Consider the following 17,407-nt stretch of genomic DNA (forward strand, 5'->3'; position numbering starts at 1 on the left):
TTCGGACAAACCCATTTGTAAGACCATATTTTTTGTGCGTATATTGTAGGAGTAGCTTCGTTATTGCCAACCACCTATCGATGAATTAAATCTAAAAAAGGAGCTCTAATTCCGTTCACACAAGGATTAGAGCTTTTTTAATACAGGTTATAAAAAAAGTTTATTTGATCGAATAATTGGGGTTGACACTTTTATTGAAAGCGCTTATATTTATCTCGTAAACAATACGTTATATAACGTTATATAAAAAGGAGAGGTAAAAATGAATGTACAACAGACGGTTCAGACGATTTATGAACAAGCAAGTGGAGAGATTTCTGAGGTGTATTTAGTAGCCTGCGGGGGCTCACTAGTCGATATGTATCCTTCGAAATATTTTCTGGATAGTGAAGCAAAGAAGTTGGTAGCAGGGATGTATACGGCGAATGAGTTTGTGCACGCGCTGCCAAAACGATTAGGTAAAAACGCTGTAGTCATCGTGTGTTCCCATGGAGGAAACACGCCGGAATCGGTTGCAGCTGCTAAATCAGCCAAAGAGAAAGGCGCTTACACCATCGGCTTAACCCACAATAGTGAAGCGACACTGCTCAATTATTCTGATTATTCATTCCTCTACGAGTGGGGAGATGAGAGCGATGTCAAAAATAACCCGATGGCTATTATTTTGGAGCTTACTGTTGAGCTGCTTCAAATCGCTGAAGGCTATGTGCATTATCAAGCTTTCCAGAACGGCTTGGGAGCAATCAATGGAATTATTAACCGGGCAAAAATACAAGTTGAACCGCGTGCCAGTGTATTCGCTGACAAATATCGCAATGAAGACCTCTTCTATATCCTGACCAGCGGAGCTTCTTATGGACATGCGTACGGATTTGCTATCTGCTCTCTAATGGAAATGCAATGGCTTCATGCGGCTTCAATCCATTCGGGTGAATTTTTCCACGGACCGTTTGAAGTAACGGATAAAGAAACTCCATTTATTCTGATGATCAACGAAGGACGCACACGGGCATTGGATGAGCGGGCACAGACTTTCCTGAATCAATATGCCGAGAAAGTGGAAGTGATTGATGCAAAGGGGCTTGGAATCGGAACTATTGCCGACGAGGTCGTCGAGTTTTTTAACCCGGTTTTATTTTACAGCATTGTATGTGTTTATCGTGAAGCACTCGCAAATGTACGCAATCACCCACTGGAAACTCGCCGTTATATGGGCAAAGTAGCTTACTAAGCGCACTTACCAACAGGAGGAAACCATCATGAAAGTTCTAGGCATTGGCGATAATGTGGTAGATAAATATGTTCATCTGCGCATGATGTATCCTGGCGGCAATGCGCTTAATTTCAGTGTGTTTGCCAAAAAAGCGGGAGTAGATGCAGCCTTTATCGGAGTATTCGGAGATGATAACGAAGCACAGCATGTAGAACACATTCTCCGTGAGCTGGAAATCGACATTTCACGGTGCAGATATCACAGCGGTGAGAACGGCTGCGCACGTGTAACCCTGGAAGACGGAGACAGAGTATTTCTGGGCAGCAATGAGGGAGGAGTTACACGTCTCCATCCGCTGAAGCTGAGTGAAGATGACAAGGCCTATGTTGGCGGGTTCGACCTTATTCACACCGGCTTGTACAGTCATACAGGGCACTTGCTGCCTGAATTGAAGATGCTGGGAATCCCTCTTTCTTTTGACTTTTCGGATGATTTCATAGATGCACAGGTGGAGAAATATATTGCGTACGCCGATTTCGCTTTCTTCTCTTGCAGCCATATGACGGATGAAGAGACGCAGAACTATATCCGCTCCAATCGAAAAAAAGAGGGGCAAATTCTGTTAGCCACACGCGGCGGAGATAGATCTATTGCCTATGATGGTACGAAGTTCTATTTTCAAATGCCTGATTCCGTGGACGCTGTGGATACGATGGGGGCAGGAGACTCTTATATAACCGCCTTTTTACTGAGCTTTTGGAAAAATGGCAACATTCAGGACGCTATGGTAGAAGGCTCGAGGGTTGCTGCTCAGAGCTGTCTGGTAGAAGGTTCTTTCGGATACGGCGTCCGCTACTAAAAAAATTATGTTCAAATATCTTCACTTGTAAGAATATGTAACATTTGATACTCTAAGTGGGAGTAATATAACGTTATATGACAAGTGAGGGCACATTATGTTGAATTCGGACCAAGCAGAGCCATTATATATTCAATTACAAAAAGCGGTCAAAACGGCTATTCATAATGGAACATTTACGCAGGGAAGCCGTATACCGACCGAAACTGAGCTAAGCGAGACCTACAATGTAAGTCGAATTACCGTAAGAAAAGCCATTGCCGAATTGGTTCATGAAGGTTATCTGACCAAACGTCAAGGAAAAGGTACCTTTGTCAATGTACCCAAAATTGGGCGGAAGATTGAACATGTCATCAGCTTTACGGCTGCCTGCAAATCCAACGGCCTATCTTCACACAGTGTGGTCACAGAACGTGAAATCATAGAAGCAGATGAGGAAATTGCACATCAGTTGCAGCTGCCACAAGGAGAAAAAGTGTTATATATTCAGCGCAAAAGATACGCCGGTGATCGACCGCTAATGCTGGAGAATAATTTGTATCCTTATGACCGATTTTCTTTTCTAATGGAAGAGCAGTTGGAGGGCTCTGTATACGAACTGTTGCGTCATAAATACAGCATTGATCCTAACCAACCAGGAGAGACGATATTACAAATCGCTTTGGCGGATGAATACCAGGCAAAGCTGCTGGAGACGGCCATCGGACAGGCGTTGTTCTACATGCACACGATTATTTATGATCAGCATGGAGGCCCCGTTCATGTAGGTAAACAGTACATCATTGGAGATCGTTATCAATTCTCAATATAAATCCGTTGCCTGTTATGTAAATGTATTCAGGTACGGCGCAGCTTCTGCTTCCACTCTATAAGAGAAGCAGAAGCTATATTATAACGTTATATTACGTTATGTAGTGGGACGGATGAATAATGAGGGGTGAAATTGTGCAAGGGAAGAATGACACTTTAGCGGACAAAGTTTTACTGTCAAATGCTATTTTTAATGGCTTAGAAAATGAAGCCTCGCCGGGGTTTATTGCACTGCGAGGAGCATGTATTGCAGCTGTGGGTCGTCCCGAGGAGGCACAAGCTTGGATAGGAGCGGGAACGGTTGTCTGTGATTTGGGCGATGCTTTTATCATGCCAGGAGTTCATGACAACCATGTATTTTTTACCGGATATATGTCGATGCATCGGGGCGTGGATTTGACTCATGCAGCCTCGATTGAAGAAGCAGTGGAATCCATGCTACAAGCGGCAAACAATCTTCCGCCAGGGAAAGATGTAACCGCTTACGGGTGGAGCGAGGAAGGATGGGGCAAGCTGCCTGAGCAAAGCTTGTTGGACGATCTGTTCCCTGATCGGGCGGTAATTGCCATTAACCTAAATAAAAGCTACTGCTGGATGAACCGACTGGCTCAGGAGAAATATCAATTTTTGCCGAATCAATGCAGTGCTGAGGCACGCGCTTTGCTGCTCCAAGCTATGATGAAGGATCACAGCCTTGTCAAACAAGAGTTTATGGAGTTTTGCCGCATACTAGCTGCACGAGGAGTTACCTCTATAAAAGATATTGGCTTTGACCGGCATAGCGAGCTGCTGCCGATTCTAGAAGAATTGAAAGAAACAGGAGAACTGCCGCTCCGATTTCATTTCTCACTTGAACCCGTTGTTGAACCGTTGGATATTGGCACCGGTATGAAGTATAAAGCACTTTATAATGGGGACCTTATTCGTTTCCAAGGATACAAGCTGATGCTTGACGGCGTCGTAGCAGATCATACGGGGGACATGCTGGAACCGTACGCAGATATGCCTGAAGTCACGAATTTGAGGACGGTTGATTACGAAAAAATTGAAGCCTCTGTGCTGGAAGCGGACAGCCAAGGTATCAAATGCTGCCTAACTGCAGAAGGTGATGCTGCGATTCGCCAAGCGGTATCCATGATTGAAAAATGCCGCGAACAACAAGGTAATAACCTTATCAGACATTCTATCAGTGATCTAGAGTATCCTCATCCAGATGATTTGATCAGAATGGGTAAAAACGAAATTTTTGCCGAAGTCTACGCCCAAATCCTGCTACTGAATCCAACCTATGAAGAGGCCTATATGCCTGTTGTGGTAGGCAAAGGTAATGAAAACCGATTTTATAATTATAAATCTATGCTGGAGGCTAACGTGCCAATAACCATTGGGACTGATCTGCCTTTATTTATCACGAGTGTTCCTGATTCACTGTACTCAGCTTCTCATCGGTTATTTCCGGACGGATCACCTGCTGGAGGCTGGTATCCCGATCGTGGGATGCCGCCATCCGAAGTTTTAAAAGCATGGACCATTAATGGAGCCAGACATTGTTATATGGAAGAGGTCACAGGCACGCTGGAGGCTGGAAAATATGCTGACATCGCCGTTTTTGACCGCAACCTTCTTAATGCATCCGCTGGTGATATCAGGGATGCCCAAGTGATACTGACCATTATGGGAGGGAAGGTTACTTATAACCATTCTTGGAATGAGGGATAAACATGAACATCGAGAAAAAGAAATGGAAATTATCCTTGCCCCATAGCTATACTTTAATATTTTTGATTATTATTACAGTCGCCGCATTGACATGGATTGTACCCAGCGGACAATTTGACCGGCATGAAGTTACAGTGAACGGTGTGACCAAAACCGCGATCGTTTCGGGAACCTATCACACTGTGCCCAAAACGGGTGAGAACGGTGATTTAAGACAAGGACTCCCCCAAATCCTAAGCGCTCCTATTGAGGGGATTATCAATGCCGCCGATGTGGTCTCTTTTGTCCTTATTGTGGGCGGCTCCTTCGGGATTATACTGCAGACGGGAGCCATTGACCGTGCCCTGACAGCTCTTTCCAGACGGCTGAAGAATAAGGGGATTCTGCTTATTCCAATTGCCATGGTTATATTCAGTCTCGGAGGCTCTACCTTTGGGATGAGCGAAGAAATTATTCCGCTTTATGCGATTTTTATTCCATTAATGTTTGCCCTAGGCTTCGATTCTATGACTGCTATTCTCATTCTATTTCTGGGAACGCAAATTGGCTATGTTGGTTCGACTGTTAATCCTTTTTCAGTATTGATTGCCCAGGGGATCGCAGGGGTGGAGGGGAATCCTCAGCTCTGGCTGAGATTTATTGAATGGCTTGTATTTACTATGATTTCTATTGCCTTTACAATGTGGTATGCGCACCGGGTTAAGAGAAATCCGGACAAATCCATTGTTTATCAGAGTGATATTATAAATCGCGAGCAGTTTATAAAAGAAAATACAGATGAGGACGTCGTCTTCACGTTTCGGGACAAATTAATTATAGGTGGATTTATTGTAACGCTTGGAGCAATTGTCTGGGGAATTTTGGCCAAAGGCTGGTATATGACTGAAATCGGCGCCCTTTTCTTCGCACTCGGTCTTTTTGTCGGAGTAGTTACTAAAATGAGCCAGAAGGAAATAGCTGAGAATTTTGTAAAAGGGTGTGGAGAATTCATCTACGCTGCAGTGATCATAGGTCTCGCCCGCGGAATTCTGATCATCGCCGAGCAGGGTATGATCATCGATACCGTATTGAATGCACTCGCAAGCATTCTGGAAGGATTGCCAAGTTACTTGTTCACCACCATTATGTTGGTTGCACACAATATTATTACTTTCCTGGTTCCATCTTCTTCGGGGGAAGCTGCACTAACAATGCCTGTACTTGCACCGCTTGGCGATCTTGTAGGTATCAATCGTGAAGCAGTAGTCACAGCGTACCAATTCGGTAACGGGTTAACCAATCTCATTTCACCGACAGGCGGAGTACTGTTGGCTGGATTGGCCATTGCCCGGATCAGCTTTGGACAGTGGCTGAAGGTAATCTTCAAGCTATTCCCCATTCTGTGGTTAGTTGCTGCTATTTTTGCTGCGATTTCGGCTGCAGTGGGTATCTAATAAATCAAGTGAGAGCCCCTGTCTTTTAGAGACAAGGGTTTCTTTTTGTGCATAAGTTTACGTGAAAAATGAATAATATGGATAGCATTTTCCTAAGGAGGAAATAAAATTGATGCATGCTGATAATAGATTACTCGTTGCTGCTCTAGGCGGTGTTAATGAAATCGGGAAAAACATGTATTTCATCCAATACGATCAGGATATTGTCGTTATCGATTGTGGCTCCAAGTTTCCTGATGAGAACTTGCCTGGTATTGACCTTATTGTGCCCGATGTCACCTATCTGCTGGAAAATCAGGATAAAGTCAGAGCGCTCATTGTGACTCATGGGCATGAGGATCACATCGGAGGTATTCCCTATCTGCTGAAACAGATTAATATGCCCGTTTTTGGCACAAAGCTCACCATCGAATTAATTAAGATTAAGTTAAGGGAGCACAATCTTTTACGTGATGCTGAGCTTCATCTTATAGATGCAGATTCAACCGTTCAAGCGGGAACGATTCAGGCCTCTTTTTTCACCACGGTCCACAGTATCCCGGATTGCCTGGGTGTCTTTTTTCAGACACCGGAAGGAAATGTGGTCCATACCGGGGATTTCAAATTCGATATGTCTCCCGTAAGCGGACCTTTTCCCGATCTTCATCGAATGGCTGAAATAGGAAAGAAGGGGGTAAAAGTGCTGCTCTCCGAAAGTACAAATGCGGAAAGACCGGGATTTACCCCTTCAGAACGTTTGGTTGGCGGGCATATTCTAGATGCATTTGCCAGAGCCAAGCAGCAGGTATTTATCTCCACGTTCGCTTCTAATGTGAACCGTGTTCAACAAGTCATTGACGCGGCTGTGGAAACAGGTCGCAAACTGGTTTTACTCGGACGCAGTATGGTAAATGTGGTTTCGGTGGCGAAGGAGCTGGGCTTCTTGCATATGCCTGAGGATTTGTTGATTGAGCCGGGGGAAACAGAGCGGTTCCCCGCAGAAGAAATTGCAGTTTTATGTACCGGAAGTCAGGGAGAGCCGATGGCCGCATTGTCACGTTTAGCCAATTCCCTGCATCCCAAAATCGAAATTTTGCCTGGTGATACGGTCATCATTGCTGCGGGAGCCATACCGGGGAATGAGCGAAACCTTTCCCAGGTCATTGATAATTTGTATGTGCTGGGTGCCCAGGTTATTTATGGATCAGGCAGCTCCACGGGGATGCACGTATCCGGTCACGGCAGCCAGGAAGAATTAAAATTAATGATGACCCTGATGAAACCTGAGTATTTGATTCCCATACACGGTGAATTCAGGATGTTGTATCAGCATCGTCAGCTAGCGGAGTCTGTGGGGATTCCGATGGAGAATGTATTTATCGTCCATAACGGTGACACTGTTCAAATCGAAGAGGGAAGAGCATCCCTGGGGCCCAAAGTATCAGCCGGCAATAGCTTGGTAGACGGGTTGGTAACAGGGGACGTAGGTAATATTGTACTACGAGACCGTAAAAAGCTTTCTTCAGACGGAATGCTGATTATTGTGATGACGTTGAGCAAAAACGAGAAACAAATGCTCGCAACGCCAGAGGTCATTTCAAGAGGCTTTGTATATGTTAAGGATTCCGAAGAGCTCATGAGTCAGATCCACGACACGATTATGTCCACAGTGAACGAGTTAACAGAAATCGAAATGAGTCAGTGGGGACTGATTAAGCAGATGTTAAAAGATGATGTTGGCCGGTTTATTTACAGTCAGACGAAGAGAAGACCCATGATTTTACCTATCATTATTGAGGTATAGAATAGCGACAAATGTCAAAACAAGATAGAGCTTGTTCAATACGCGATTACACAAAAAAAGACTTAAATCAGCAATATGACTGATTTAAGTCTTTTTCACTTCCTGTTTTCCCTAAAAATGCAGTTGTAATGGCGGTTTCTAGCGAAGCGGAGGATTTGAATCTGGAGAAGCAACAGCGATCGTAAGATCAAAGCCTACGCGTAGTGCCTCCCACTCCTACAGCATCTCGTTATTAGCCGCTTGGGTTCCTGCTGTATGCCCTGTCGTAAACGCCGCTGTAATATTATAACCACCTGTGTAACCGTGAATATCGAGAATCTCACCGCAGAAGAACAATCCAGGCATCAGCTTGGACTCCATCGTTTTCGGATTAATTTCCTTCAAATTCACACCGCCCCCGGTAACAAATGCTTCCTTCAGAGAGAGCGTACCGTTCACACGGATTGGAAACGCCTTAATGTGATGAGCAAGTTCTTGCCATTGCTGCTTGGGAATATGATCATAGGTCAAATCCTCACGCAGTTCGGCTTGCTGGAGCAACAATGGAATCAAGCGTTCCGGTAAATAAGGCTTAAGCACATTTTTGATCGCTTTTTTAGCATCGACCGATGCCAATTCCAGCGTCTCACGGTAGACTTCATCGGCATGTTTGTGAGGCTGTAAATCCAGAGTCAACAACACCGTGTTTACCTTATCCTTTTTCATTCCCTTGACGACAAACTGACTGCACCGCAAAGCAGTTGGGCCAGATAGACCGAAATGTGTAAAAATCATATCTCCTTCATGGACGACAACTTTCTTTTGCTTCGCATTCCATACGGTCAGACTGATATCGCGTAAGGATAGTCCCTGAAGCTCTTTCGTCTGGATGAACGTCTCGCCTGAGGTCAACGGCACCTCTGTTGGGTACAGTTCCGTAATCGTATGCCCTGCTTGTTCTGCCCATGCATAGCCGTCACCTTCCGAGCCTGTATGCGGGACGGATTTGCCGCCAACGGCTACAATGACATTACGGCTATGTAGGATTTCACCGGAACGCAGCCGCACCCCAGCCGTATGGCCTTCATTGTAAATAACCTCTTGAACAGGACAGCTTGTCCGAATCTCGACTCCTTGAGAGCGTACCTTGTTGATCAAAGCATCGACAACTGTTTTGGCTTTGTCCGTCACTGGAAACATACGCCCATTGTCTTCTTCCTTTAAGGCTATACCCAGCTGTTCAAAAAAGGCGATGATATCCCGATTGCCGAAAGCCGCCAGTGCACTGTGCAGAAAACGGCCATTGCCGGGAATGTGCCGAATGAGTTCGTCCAGCTCTTTGGCATTCGTGACATTGCAACGGCCTCCACCAGAGATCCCCAGCTTTCGCCCGAGCTTATTTCCTTTTTCAAGCAAAAGCACCTTGGCGCCCTCACCGCTGGCAGCGGCAGCAGCCATTAATCCGGCTGAGCCGCCTCCGATCACAATAACGTCGTAAGTCATAAACCTCTTCCTTTTCGTCGACAAATTTTCAAAAAATTCAGAATGGTGTAACCGATTTTTCATCATATCGTAATACCGTCGCTCTAGATAGCCTTAGAGCACAGTAAACACGTATATATTTCAATTTTCAAGAATTTAAAGCGCGTAAAAGCGTTCCTCTTATATACATCTGGTATTTAGCAGATTTTGTCGTTCTACACCGGGATTTTAACACATATATTGTAATATATTGTAGCCTGTGCTTTAATTCAACTAACGGCGTCAAGGAAAGATGATGAGGGGGAGAAGTCCTTGTTAATTGCGTTGAAGGAAAGTGTGCTCCAAGTTCTCCTTGCCGTTATATCGGCGGGTTTTTTCTCTATATTAACGGATTATGGGGATAAGAAAAAGGTTTGGGGCGGCAATCTGCTTCCTGGACCCAATCAAGGAATACTGTATCTGTGTTGCTTGCCAGCCATATTGCTATGTACACTCTTTCAATATCAGTCTCCGTATGGTCTACCTTCCAATCTCGGTATTATTCCCCTTGCTGTTGGCATCATGTACGGTAGACGTCGCACTGCCTTCGTGCTCGCCGCTTCCGCACTGATGGGTGTCCTGATTATAGCCCAGTCGACAGAAATGTCCCCGATGTATGTGGGCACGGGTTTTATTCTTTTTCCTTTTATGCTGCTGCATGGCAAATTTTTTCAAAGAGGAACCTTGTTGGACAAAAAACTCCTAATCTCCGCATATGTTGTGGCTGATATGCTGTTTAAGGCGATATTTCCGCTACTGTGGGGCAAACAGGATATTTCGGTATACATTCCTGACTTACTTACAACGTTCTGGAATATTGGTGCAGGTGTGCTGGCAAGTTTTACGGTCGTGAGTCTGATGCATAATGCCTTTGAGAAGCTGGCGCTGCGGCGTGATGTGACTGAATTTACGAGCAAATACTTGATTGAAGTGGATAAGCTGCGTCAAGTTATGGATTTGATGCCATTATCTCTTGTTACTCTGGACAGCGAAGAACGAGTTATACATATGAACAAAACGATGCTGGAACTCTACCAGGATTTCGATCCCTACATTACACTGCCTGAGGTAGTAGGCCGTCCATTGACCTCGTTATATGGTTTTAGCGCTTTGCCTGTGGTTAACGAACGAGTTGCAAAAGCGTTGGAAGGAGAGGCAGGTGCTGATTTTATAAATGTTCCTCCCAAAGTATTCTTCTCAAGTTTCCTTCCTATTCGTGATAAACATGTAAACCAAACGACAGGCGTCATTATCGCCTTGCAAGATATTACAGAGCTGGAGACGCTGCGCAGTGAGCTAGGCAATTTTGAAAGGCTCAGTCTGGTCGGACAGATGGCAGCGGGCATTACTCATGAAATACGTAATCCGATGGCGGTTGTGCGTGGTTTTTTACAGCTTATGCGTGAGAAAAGTCCAGAGTCTCTCAACCATTACTACCGCATTGTGATGGAGGAACTCGATCGGGCGAACGGAATTATTAACGATTTCCTTTCACTGGCCCAGAATCGGATTGTCGAGAAGGAGCAATGTCATCTGCATGATATTATTCGCGAACTGACGCCTTTATTGTGGGCAGATGCGAATCTGAGGGGGCAGACGATTGAGCTAAAGCTGGAGGAGCATGTGACGATGCTGCATTTGAACCCTAAGGAAATGAAGCAGTTGCTGCTTAATTTATCACGTAATGCGATGGAAGCTATGGGAGAAAAGGGGGTGTTGACCATTTCGACTCATGAGGAAGGGGATTTCGTGGAACTCGAAGTAAAGGACACAGGTCCGGGAATTCCGCAAAAACAGCTTGAAAAGCTGTTCCAACCTTTTTACACCACCAAAACGAAAGGTACAGGTTTGGGGCTGGCCTTATGTCAAAGTATAGTGGAGCGTCATCACGGTACGATTGCCGTAGACTCGGTGGAGGGAATGGGCACGCAGTTTAAAGTCCGATTGCGCAGAACCGTCCCGACTTACCGGGATCACGCTGAACCTTCTGTCATAAATTCGATACAGAAATAATCGTGCAAATATATAGCCGGATTTTTGCAAATTACGTGAAAAAGATTGTATAATGAAGTTTAGATGTCCATGCCTTTACTACGGCAAAGGATGAAATTAAAAACGTAGTATACATGATTTTTGGAAAAGGAGTGAAAGAATATGTCTATGTCTTTCGATCAATATATGAGAGATTCAGTTCAGCCAATGCGCGATGAACTGACGAATCTTGGGATTCAGGAACTGCGTACTTCTGAAGATGTGGAGGCCAAGCTTCCTAATGCTAAAGGGACAGTGTTGGTTGTTGTGAACTCGGTATGTGGTTGTGCCGCAGGCCAATGCCGCCCGGGTGTGGCTGAAGCGCTGAAGCATGATCTTACGCCAGATCATCTGTATTCGGTTTTTGCCGGACAGGACAAGGAAGCAACGGCAAAGGCTCGCGAATTTTTCGCACCTTACCCACCGTCATCCCCTTCTATCGCGCTGTTGAAAGACGGCGAACTGGTTCACTTCATCGAGCGTCATCAGGTGGAGGATCGTTCGGCAGATCAGATCGCTGCTGATTTGACCAGTGCATTTGATCGTTTTTGCCGGTAAGACTGCTCAAGCTATGCCCCGCATTTTTCGCCTGCGAAACTTGCCGGGGCTTTTGCATGTTGGCTTGTGAAGGAAATTCCTAAAAAAGAGGTGCTTATCTGATGAGTTTGCAGGAACAGATTATTGCTGAATTGGGAGTACAGCCTACGATTAATGTAGAGGCGGAGGTCCGTAAGCGTGTGGATTTCCTCAAGTCGTATGTAACGAAAACGGGAAGCAAAGGGCTGTTAATCGCCATCAGTGGCGGGATTGATAGTGCCGTAGCAGCCGCTTTGTGCAAGCGGGCTACAGATGAATTGACGCAGGAACAAGGAGACGAATACAAAACACTGGGTGTATTCCAGCCATACGGCCAACAGGAGGATATCGAGCATAGCTACGCGGTAGCCAAAGCGTTCGACCTGAAATATGCTGGGGAAACGAACATTAAGGAAGCCGTGGACAAGGTTGCCGTGGAAGTAGAGCATACGTTAAAGGATATCGGTCTGGAGCGTTCCATTACTCCGCAAGTGAGAGGGAATGTAAAGGCAAGAACACGTATGGTGGTTCAGTACGCACTCGCGAATGAGCTGAATCTGCTCGTCGTTGGCACAGATCACGCTTCAGAAGCTATCACAGGCTTTTATACCAAATGGGGCGACGGTGCGGTTGATATTACGCCACTTAGCACGCTTAACAAACGTCAGGTGCGCTTGCTCGCTAGCTATCTTGGAGTTCCGCAGGCCATTTTGGACAAAGCGCCTACAGCAGGATTGTGGGAAGGCCAGACGGATGAAAAAGAACTGGGGATCTCCTACGAAGCAAACAGCGACTACCTGGAAGGCAAGGAAATTGACCCGGCGGCACGCGAAAAGCTGGAAAGCTTCTTTACACGTACAGCGCATAAGCGGACAAGCATCCCAGGAGTGTAAGCATTAATCATTATGGAATTGTAAAATCCTGAAGTAAATAAATGCGGCGATCCGCCCGGCGGATCGCCGTTTGTATTGAAGGGGCAATAATTTAATTGGTGATCCACTCAATGAAGCGGCGGGTTTCAGTAATCGCTTGATCCAGTGGAAGGCTACCTCCCTGGAATGGATGAACGGTATTAAAGGTATGATTGCCGCCTTGAATTTGTACCCATTCGATGTCGGGACGAACGGATGTGAGCAGGGCAGAGCCTTCCCGTAGACGTTTGGAATCTTCGGTTCCCTGGATCAGTACAGCTGGGAGCTGGCTGTTGGCAAGTCTGTCTACAATGGCAAAACGCTGGCGATTTTGTTCCAGGTCTTCCAGAATGACAGCATCCAGCGGAAGCTGTTGTCCTGTTCTAGCGTTCTCCACATAGCTGCGCCCCTTGGCGCGCATTTCTTCTTTTTGCGGTAAAGTAAACAAATCAAGATCTGTCACGCCATTCCATGAAATGACGCCAGCAATCTCGCCGGGATGATCCAGAGCATATACAAAGCAGCTTCCCGCGCCTCGGCTATGTCCTAACAGAAACAACGGCAATTCTCTGAACTCATGACGTGCTCTCAGATTGGACAGCAATAGTTCCAAATCCTCTTGTTCGCGGCTATAGGTGTTGCGTGCGAACTTTTCCAGCTCGGTAAAATTCTCTAGATCCTCACCTATGCCATTATGTGAAAAGTTGAAGGTCACAACATGGTTATCCATACTCAATGCTTCTGCTATATAGGGGAACATGCCCCAATCCTTAAATCCTTTGTAGCCGTGAGCGATGATGAGCAGGCTTTTGGCTGTATTTTTAGCGGGAAACCAGGAAGCCCGGATCACCGCATCTGTTCCTGCTTCGGTACCTGCTTCAACAATAATGGTTTCTGACATCCTATCCTTCCTTTCTACGGGATTTTTTTAAAATGGGCATATGAGCTGAATTTCAAAACATTCACCTATAGCCTTTCTTATTTTAACATATTTTGGTGCCGCTTTTACGCCTTTGTGACTCGCCAGGGTGTGGACGCACTGTTACAATAGATCCAGTAAAGTAAAAAGGACGGGGAATACCCAAATGATCTACGGAATTGGACATGATGTGCTGGAAATAAGCCGTATGGCTCATATTTTAGCAGGTAAATATGCAGATGCGTTTTTGAATCGGGTGCTGACCCCGGCAGAACGTGAGCTTGCTGTGGAACGCAAGGGTAGACTAACGGAGTTCGTAGCAGGGCGCTTTGCCGCCAAGGAAGCGATAACGAAAGCCTTCGGCTGCGGAATTGGGCAAATCATCGGGTTCGGTGATATGGATATATTACCGGAACCTGGGGGGAAGCCAGCCGTTTATTTGTCTTCATCCGCGTGGGATAGACTGAGATTGCCGTCTACAGGTGACTCGAATTACAGCATTCACTTGAGTATTACACATCAGCCTAACATTGCCTCTGCTTTTGTGATTGTCGAATATAAGGAGATGTGATGTGATGACTACAAATACATTGGAACAAAAGCGTTATTTCAGCTTTGAACTGTTGAATTGGTATACACGTAACAAGCGCGATTTGCCGTGGCGCCGCCATCGGAATCCTTTTTATATCTGGATCTCGGAAATTATGCTTCAGCAGACGCGTGTGGATACGGTCATTCCGTATTTTAATCGCTTTATTGCACGTTTTCCTACAATTGAAGCGTTGGCGGAAGCACCCGAGGAGGATGTGCTTAAGCTGTGGGAAGGGCTGGGTTATTATTCGCGGGCCCGGAATTTGCAAACTGCGGCAAAACAAGTAGTTGAGCTTCACGGCGGGCAGGTGCCGGATGATACACAGGCTGTCGCTGCACTGAAAGGAGTAGGCCCGTATACGACGGGGGCGATTATGAGTATCGCCTTCAATCGACCAGAGCCTGCTGTGGACGGAAATGTAATGCGTGTGCTGTCGCGTTATTTTCTCATTGAAGAGGATATTATGAAGGGCAGTACGCGGGCGCATATGGAAAGTCTGGTACGGGAGCTGATTCCCGAAGGAAGGGCCTCTGATTTTAATCAGGCTCTGATGGAGCTGGGGGCGCTGGTCTGCACGCCGAAGTCGCCTCATTGTCTGACCTGCCCGGTCATGGAGCATTGCTCGGGCAGGTTGGCAGGTCGCGAGGAGACGCTGCCAGTCAAGACCAAGGCGAAGCCGCCGCGGCTGGAGCCGCGTTCCGTAGCCCTCATCGAGGGCAGCGGAGCGAACGCAGGCCGCCTGCTCGTACGGCAGCGCCCGGCCAAGGGCCTGTTGGCCCGCATGTGGGAGCTGCCGCATGAGCTTGCCGGGCCGGAGGGCTACAACGGCCCGGTGCCGGATGAGCCCGCCATGGACCATTTGGCGGCTCATTTGCTGGCAGAGGGCGTGCTTGCGCGCCCGATGCGGTTTGTACGTGAGGCGGAGCACACGTTCAGCCACATTCACTGGAACCTGCGTGTGTTCCAGTGTGAAGAGGTCGCCGTCCCTGCCGGGGAGGCGGTAGGACATCCGCTGGCTGCCGAACAGCGAGCCAGCTACAGCACCGAAGCGAAGCCGGGTGCGTTGATTGCGCTGGCTGAGCAGGCGGAGCACACGCGCAATGCGCTGCCAGCGGGGTACCGCTGGATCAGCGAAGCGGATATGGCCACCTTGGCGTTTCCCAAGGTGTTCCTCGATCTGATCACCGAGTATTATGCGAAGCAAAAAGAGAACTGATGTTAGTTGAATAGCTGTCAGCAAAAAATAAAGTATTAGACTGAGCCTAGAAAATGGAAACAGCGACAACCAAGGACGAGAAAATAAAGTCCTAGACTGTCGCTGTTTCCATTGAACTAACGTTTCCCGTTAGCTTAATCAGTAAGGCCACTCTTCCAAGCAATCCGTCGGGAATGAGATAAGGTTTTTGTTATTTGGTTTTGACAAGAACCTTATCTCATAAACTAATAAGCCCCGAAATTAATCTAGGCTATGTCTTAATTTGAATATCAAGTTAGCTCGCCTTATTCGTTTTCACGATTGAGGCTAGTTGTTACAATTCATCTAATGCCTCGTTGATCAAATCTCTTGCATCGTTGACTCTATTACGTGCGTCAAGGAGACCAGCACGGCTGCTGTTGATAATATCTCGTGCATCATTCAATTGTTGAAGCGCATTCTGAAGTTGTGTTCTTTGTTTTGCCTTATACGGCGTCTTTGCAGTTGCTCTCTTTTTGACCGGTGTTATTTTTCTTACTCCAACTTTTTTCATCTTCATACATCCTTTCTTTATTAGCCTGCACTTCTATTAAATGCAGTTTATAAAGAAAGAGATTGTGTGATTAACCCTGATGAATTAGATCAGGTACTAGTAGAGTAGAGAACTGAAATTTCATTGGAGGGCATAAGCCCTTCTTTTTACTTATTCAACTCCCCTAGAGTAATTCGAATTAATATCATATAATATTGCATTTTTATTAAATATCTTCTCGCACGTACAGTATCGATAATACTCATTACCTAAATTAGACACTCATTGAATTCTCCTGCTCGTTAGCTTAATGAAGCAACGTCAGTCTAATACTTTATTTTTCAGTCTAGAACTTTATTTTCTTTTGACAATAGCGGCAGTATGGACATGAGGTTGATCCATGCTGCCGCTATTTTTCTGTTTTTGGAATGAATATGCCTAATTTAGTTGCGAACGAAGTGTGTTATTTTTGGGGATTTTTTCGGTATTCGGATGGAGTCACCTTGTTGACCGTTTTGAACATTTTGGAGAATAGGAGTACATCTTTATACCCTACAGACCGAGCAATATCCCCGATTTTAAGGGAAGTATTTCTTAATAGGGAGCACGATTTTTCAATCCTCAAATGTAATAAAAATTCCTGTGGTGACTTATTTAGTTGCTGTTTAAATAAACGATGCAAATACGAACGGTCAATTGAAATGTACTTGGCAATGTCGCTTACGGTAATGAAGTGTGAATAGTTTTGTTGAATGAAGAGAAGCGCTTCTTTAATATACCGCTGCTGTCTTACCTCAGGGTTGACTTCCTGATTAGGGTAATGTTCAAACATCAGATACAGAAATTCATACAGCTTGGATGCAAGCAGCAGGTCTTTGTTGGATTTCAGTGTAGAAGAAACGACGATACTCTCCATACAGCGGGCAAGGCTGCCCTCTGCTTCAAACCGGAAAATGGGATTGTCCCTATTGATACAGGTCCGGCTTAGATATTCTTTTGCTTGCATCCCATTAAAACCAATCCAGGCATATTCCCATGGGTCGACTTCATCCGCTTCGTAGTAAATTAAAACCTTCGGCTCAATAAAGAAAGCATCGTTTTTCTCCAAATGATAGATTTTATCGTTGACTTTAAAGATCCCTTTTCCTTTTAAAATATAATGCACCATATACCCGCTTCGAATGGCTGGCCCATAAGAGTGCTTGCTGGTACAGCTTTCTTTGCCACATGTGTATAAATTGAGGTCCAGGTTGTTATAGGAATGATTGGAAAAGTGTGAACTCATTTGTTTTCACCCCTTAATTCATCTCTGCATATTATCACACCGTTTCATA

Annotated in this window: 15 protein-coding genes; 11 read left to right on the plus strand and 4 right to left on the minus strand. The window is 45.7% G+C overall.

The window, feature by feature from the left end; all coding sequences use genetic code 11:
- Positions 1–262 precede the first annotated feature (262 nt).
- From ACL9RM_RS09420 to ACL9RM_RS09445, 6 genes are all read left to right on the plus strand, one after another.
- The gene (locus ACL9RM_RS09420) at positions 263–1,231 is read left to right on the plus strand and encodes an SIS domain-containing protein (RefSeq protein WP_414126255.1); all 969 of its coding nucleotides are present in this window, start codon (positions 263–265) and stop codon (positions 1,229–1,231) included.
- 28 nt (positions 1,232–1,259) lie between these two features.
- Positions 1,260–2,072: a PfkB family carbohydrate kinase gene (locus tag ACL9RM_RS09425; protein WP_348621487.1), complete on the plus strand. Its 813-nt coding sequence runs from the start codon at positions 1,260–1,262 to the stop codon at positions 2,070–2,072.
- A gap of 97 nt (positions 2,073–2,169) precedes the next feature.
- Positions 2,170–2,883, plus strand: a complete 714-nt coding sequence (locus ACL9RM_RS09430; protein ID WP_069291086.1) for a GntR family transcriptional regulator — start codon at positions 2,170–2,172, stop codon at positions 2,881–2,883.
- Positions 2,884–3,002: 119 nt separating this feature from the next.
- Positions 3,003–4,601 (plus strand): amidohydrolase, encoded by a 1,599-nt coding sequence (locus ACL9RM_RS09435; protein ID WP_414126254.1) that lies wholly within the window; start codon positions 3,003–3,005, stop codon positions 4,599–4,601.
- Between the two features lie 2 nt (positions 4,602–4,603).
- Positions 4,604–6,034, plus strand: a complete 1,431-nt coding sequence (locus ACL9RM_RS09440) for a YfcC family protein (RefSeq protein WP_414126253.1) — start codon at positions 4,604–4,606, stop codon at positions 6,032–6,034.
- 112 nt (positions 6,035–6,146) lie between these two features.
- Positions 6,147–7,817 (plus strand): ribonuclease J, encoded by a 1,671-nt coding sequence (locus ACL9RM_RS09445; protein ID WP_069291088.1) that lies wholly within the window; start codon positions 6,147–6,149, stop codon positions 7,815–7,817.
- A 216-nt stretch (positions 7,818–8,033) separates the two neighbouring features.
- Here the strand turns inward: ACL9RM_RS09445 and ACL9RM_RS09450 are convergent, their stop codons facing one another.
- A complete protein-coding gene (locus tag ACL9RM_RS09450; protein WP_172828291.1) occupies positions 8,034–9,299 on the minus strand; it encodes an NAD(P)/FAD-dependent oxidoreductase in 1,266 nt (421 codons plus the stop codon).
- A 291-nt stretch (positions 9,300–9,590) separates the two neighbouring features.
- Here ACL9RM_RS09450 and ACL9RM_RS09455 point away from each other — a divergent pair, with 291 nt between their 5' ends.
- From ACL9RM_RS09455 to nadE, 3 genes are all read left to right on the plus strand, one after another.
- Positions 9,591–11,330, plus strand: a complete 1,740-nt coding sequence (locus ACL9RM_RS09455) for a two-component system sensor histidine kinase NtrB (RefSeq protein ID WP_414126252.1) — start codon at positions 9,591–9,593, stop codon at positions 11,328–11,330.
- A gap of 141 nt (positions 11,331–11,471) precedes the next feature.
- Complete coding sequence (locus ACL9RM_RS09460; protein ID WP_023986978.1) at positions 11,472–11,906, plus strand: BrxA/BrxB family bacilliredoxin; 435 nt, start codon at positions 11,472–11,474, stop codon at positions 11,904–11,906.
- A 101-nt stretch (positions 11,907–12,007) separates the two neighbouring features.
- The gene (gene nadE / locus ACL9RM_RS09465) at positions 12,008–12,817 is read left to right on the plus strand and encodes an ammonia-dependent NAD(+) synthetase (RefSeq protein WP_025722646.1); all 810 of its coding nucleotides are present in this window, start codon (positions 12,008–12,010) and stop codon (positions 12,815–12,817) included.
- 91 nt (positions 12,818–12,908) lie between these two features.
- Here the strand turns inward: nadE and ACL9RM_RS09470 are convergent, their stop codons facing one another.
- Positions 12,909–13,736: an alpha/beta hydrolase family protein gene (locus tag ACL9RM_RS09470; RefSeq protein ID WP_134902226.1), complete on the minus strand. Its 828-nt coding sequence runs from the start codon at positions 13,734–13,736 to the stop codon at positions 12,909–12,911.
- A 184-nt stretch (positions 13,737–13,920) separates the two neighbouring features.
- On the opposite strand from ACL9RM_RS09470, the gene acpS reads away from it, so the two are divergent.
- Together acpS and mutY are read left to right on the plus strand one after the other, a co-directional pair.
- Positions 13,921–14,325, plus strand: a complete 405-nt coding sequence (acpS, locus tag ACL9RM_RS09475) for a holo-ACP synthase (protein ID WP_069291092.1) — start codon at positions 13,921–13,923, stop codon at positions 14,323–14,325.
- A gap of 4 nt (positions 14,326–14,329) precedes the next feature.
- Positions 14,330–15,562 carry an A/G-specific adenine glycosylase gene (mutY, locus tag ACL9RM_RS09480; RefSeq protein ID WP_414126251.1) on the plus strand — a complete coding sequence of 411 codons (1,233 nt, stop codon included), beginning with the start codon at positions 14,330–14,332 and terminating at the stop codon, positions 15,560–15,562.
- Between the two features lie 313 nt (positions 15,563–15,875).
- Here mutY and ACL9RM_RS09485 read toward each other — a convergent pair whose 3' ends face one another.
- The gene (locus ACL9RM_RS09485; protein WP_414126250.1) at positions 15,876–16,094 is read right to left on the minus strand and encodes a hypothetical protein; all 219 of its coding nucleotides are present in this window, start codon (positions 16,092–16,094) and stop codon (positions 15,876–15,878) included.
- Positions 16,095–16,536: 442 nt separating this feature from the next.
- On the minus strand, positions 16,537–17,358 hold the full coding sequence (locus tag ACL9RM_RS09490; protein ID WP_069291094.1) for an AraC family transcriptional regulator: 822 nt from the start codon (positions 17,356–17,358) through the stop codon (positions 16,537–16,539).
- Positions 17,359–17,407: the final 49 nt, after the last annotated feature.

This window comes from Paenibacillus sp. S29 (assembly GCF_049319765.1).
Taxonomy (GTDB): Bacteria; Bacillota; Bacilli; order Paenibacillales; family Paenibacillaceae; genus Paenibacillus; species Paenibacillus polymyxa_B.

Excerpts from the sequence above, each read along its gene's own strand:
- ACL9RM_RS09420 (WP_414126255.1), top strand. The coding sequence starts at position 263 with ATGAATGTACAACAGACGGTTCAGACGATTTATGAACAAGCAAGTGGA.
- ACL9RM_RS09425 (WP_348621487.1), top strand. The coding sequence starts at position 1,260 with ATGAAAGTTCTAGGCATTGGCGATAATGTGGTAGATAAATATGTTCAT.
- ACL9RM_RS09430 (WP_069291086.1), top strand. The coding sequence starts at position 2,170 with ATGTTGAATTCGGACCAAGCAGAGCCATTATATATTCAATTACAAAAA.
- ACL9RM_RS09435 (WP_414126254.1), top strand. The coding sequence starts at position 3,003 with ATGAGGGGTGAAATTGTGCAAGGGAAGAATGACACTTTAGCGGACAAA.
- ACL9RM_RS09440 (WP_414126253.1), top strand. The coding sequence starts at position 4,604 with ATGAACATCGAGAAAAAGAAATGGAAATTATCCTTGCCCCATAGCTAT.
- ACL9RM_RS09445 (WP_069291088.1), top strand. The coding sequence starts at position 6,147 with ATGCATGCTGATAATAGATTACTCGTTGCTGCTCTAGGCGGTGTTAAT.
- ACL9RM_RS09450 (WP_172828291.1), bottom strand. The coding sequence starts at position 9,299 with ATGACTTACGACGTTATTGTGATCGGAGGCGGCTCAGCCGGATTAATG.
- ACL9RM_RS09460 (WP_023986978.1), top strand. The coding sequence starts at position 11,472 with ATGTCTATGTCTTTCGATCAATATATGAGAGATTCAGTTCAGCCAATG.
- nadE (WP_025722646.1), top strand. The coding sequence starts at position 12,008 with ATGAGTTTGCAGGAACAGATTATTGCTGAATTGGGAGTACAGCCTACG.
- ACL9RM_RS09470 (WP_134902226.1), bottom strand. The coding sequence starts at position 13,736 with ATGTCAGAAACCATTATTGTTGAAGCAGGTACCGAAGCAGGAACAGAT.
- acpS (WP_069291092.1), top strand. The coding sequence starts at position 13,921 with ATGATCTACGGAATTGGACATGATGTGCTGGAAATAAGCCGTATGGCT.
- mutY (WP_414126251.1), top strand. The coding sequence starts at position 14,330 with ATGACTACAAATACATTGGAACAAAAGCGTTATTTCAGCTTTGAACTG.
- ACL9RM_RS09485 (WP_414126250.1), bottom strand. The coding sequence starts at position 16,094 with ATGAAAAAAGTTGGAGTAAGAAAAATAACACCGGTCAAAAAGAGAGCA.
- ACL9RM_RS09490 (WP_069291094.1), bottom strand. The coding sequence starts at position 17,358 with ATGAGTTCACACTTTTCCAATCATTCCTATAACAACCTGGACCTCAAT.